Origin of the sequence: Streptomyces sp. SID5785 (assembly GCF_009870065.1) — a bacterium.
Taxonomy (GTDB): Bacteria; Actinomycetota; Actinomycetes; order Streptomycetales; family Streptomycetaceae; genus Streptomyces.
Window position 1 is genome coordinate 1 of record NZ_WWIA01000968.1, and the last position, 1,870, is coordinate 1,870.

The 1,870-nt window shown below is 71.9% G+C and carries 3 protein-coding genes and 1 pseudogene; all 4 read left to right on the plus strand.

Annotated features, from left to right (window positions below; all coding sequences use genetic code 11):
• Positions 1–550: class E sortase (locus tag GTW43_RS31575; protein WP_161305404.1), on the plus strand; the 550-nt coding region annotated here is incomplete at its 5' end.
• A 41-nt stretch (positions 551–591) separates the two neighbouring features.
• Positions 592–753: a hypothetical protein gene (locus tag GTW43_RS37750; protein ID WP_202502190.1), complete on the plus strand. Its 162-nt coding sequence runs from the start codon at positions 592–594 to the stop codon at positions 751–753.
• The gene (locus GTW43_RS31580; RefSeq protein ID WP_161305405.1) at positions 750–1,397 is read left to right on the plus strand and encodes an aminodeoxychorismate/anthranilate synthase component II; all 648 of its coding nucleotides are present in this window, start codon (positions 750–752) and stop codon (positions 1,395–1,397) included. Before GTW43_RS37750 ends, GTW43_RS31580 begins: the two co-directional genes overlap by 4 nt.
• Positions 1,394–1,870 (plus strand): annotated as a pseudogene (locus GTW43_RS31585) (class E sortase); the annotation flags it as partial. The gene GTW43_RS31580 and the pseudogene GTW43_RS31585, both read left to right, overlap by 4 nt.

Sequence of the window (1,870 nt, forward strand, 5' to 3'; positions counted from 1 at the left end):
GTCCCCCGCCCCCGGCACGTCCCCCGCCCCCGGCGACGACTCCTCCGGGCCGACCTCGCCGCCGCAGCAGGCCGCCTACCAGGACGGCAAGCCGTTCGCGGTCATGTACATCCCGCGGTTCGGTTTCACGTGGAACAAGCCCGTGCTCCAGAACACCGCGGTGGACACCCTCAAGAAGGGGCTCGGCCACTACGAGGGCACTGCTCGGCTCGGGCAGAAGGGGAACTTCGCGGTGGCGGGCCACCGGCGCACGTACGGCGATCCGTTCAAGGACTTCCCCCGGCTGAGGCCCGGTGACGACGTGGTGCTCACCGACGGCACGACCTGGTTCACGTACGTCATCGACACCGACCCGTACAAGACGCTGCCCACCGACGTCGGTGTCATCGACCCGCTTCCGCGCAAGTCCGGATACGACGAACCGGGCCGCTATCTGACGCTCACCACCTGCGAACCGGAGTGGGGTCACAGCCACCGGCTGATCGTCTGGGCCCATCTCGATGCCACTCAGCCTGTGGAGGCCGGGAAACCGGAGGCCCTGCGCCGTTAGTCTGGTGCCCGGACGCAGACGGTGTGGAAGGAGCGACCGGCATGTACGGCTGGATCTGGCGGCATCTGCCGGGCAACGCGTGGGTGAGGGCGGCGATCTCGATCGTGCTCGTGCTCGCGGTCGTGTACGTCCTGTTCCAGTACATCTTCCCCTGGGCCGAGCCGCTGCTGCCCTTCAACGATGTGACGGTGGACGGCCAGTGAGCTCGCGAAAGACCCGCATTCTCGTCGTCGACAACTACGACAGCTTCGTCTTCAACATCGTCCAGTACCTCTACCAGCTCGGCGCCGAGTGCGAAGTGCTGCGCAACGACGAGGTGACGACCGCGCACGCGCAGGACGGCTTCGACGGCGTGCTCCTGAGCCCCGGGCCCGGAGCCCCCGAGCAGGCCGGCGTCTGCGTCGACATGGTGCGCCACTGCGCCGCGACGGGCGTCCCCGTCTTCGGGGTCTGTCTCGGCATGCAGTCCATGCAGGTCGCGTACGGCGGTGTGGTGGACCGGGCGCCGGAGCTGCTGCACGGCAAGACCTCGCTCGTGCACCACGGGGGCAAGGGCGTCTTCCGGGACCTGCCCGAGCCCTTCACCGCGACCCGCTATCACTCGCTGGCCGCCGAGCCGGCCACGGTGCCCGACGTGCTCGAGGTCACGGCCCGCACCGACGACGGCATCATCATGGGCCTGCGCCACCGCGAACTGCCCGTGGAGGGCGTCCAGTTCCACCCCGAGTCGGTGCTGACCGAGCACGGTCACCTGATGCTGGCGAACTGGCTGGCGGAGTGCGGGGACACGGACGCCCCGGCCAGATCGGCGGGGCTCGCGCCCGTCGTGGGCAGGGCCTCGGCGTGACCGCGCTGCGCCCCGAGCACGACGGCGACGCCGGGGGGTTCGAGGAGGCCGTACGGCGTCTCGACGACCCGCTGAGCGACCCGCTGCCGGGGCAGCACCCGTCGCCGTGGTTCCGGGCGCCGGGCGCGGCCGAGCAGGAGCCCGCACCCCAGCAGCACGCACCCCAGCAGCACGCACCGCAGGAGTCGGCTCACCGGCCGCCCGCACCGCAGCCCGTCGAGCCCGAGCCCGAGTGGTACGACCCCGCCGGGTACGCCCAGGACTGGTACGGCGAGCAGACGCCCGTACCGGACGACGAAACGGTTGCCCTGCGCACGGCCGACACCCGGCGCGCCACCGAGCCCGACGACGGCCCCCGCGAGCCCGTTGTACCGGACGAGGAGCCCGCGCCCGCCCCCGTCGCCACCGGCGGCCGCGCGGCGCGCAGGAAGGCCGCCAGGAAGGGCGGGGGACGCCATGCGGGCGGCGCGACC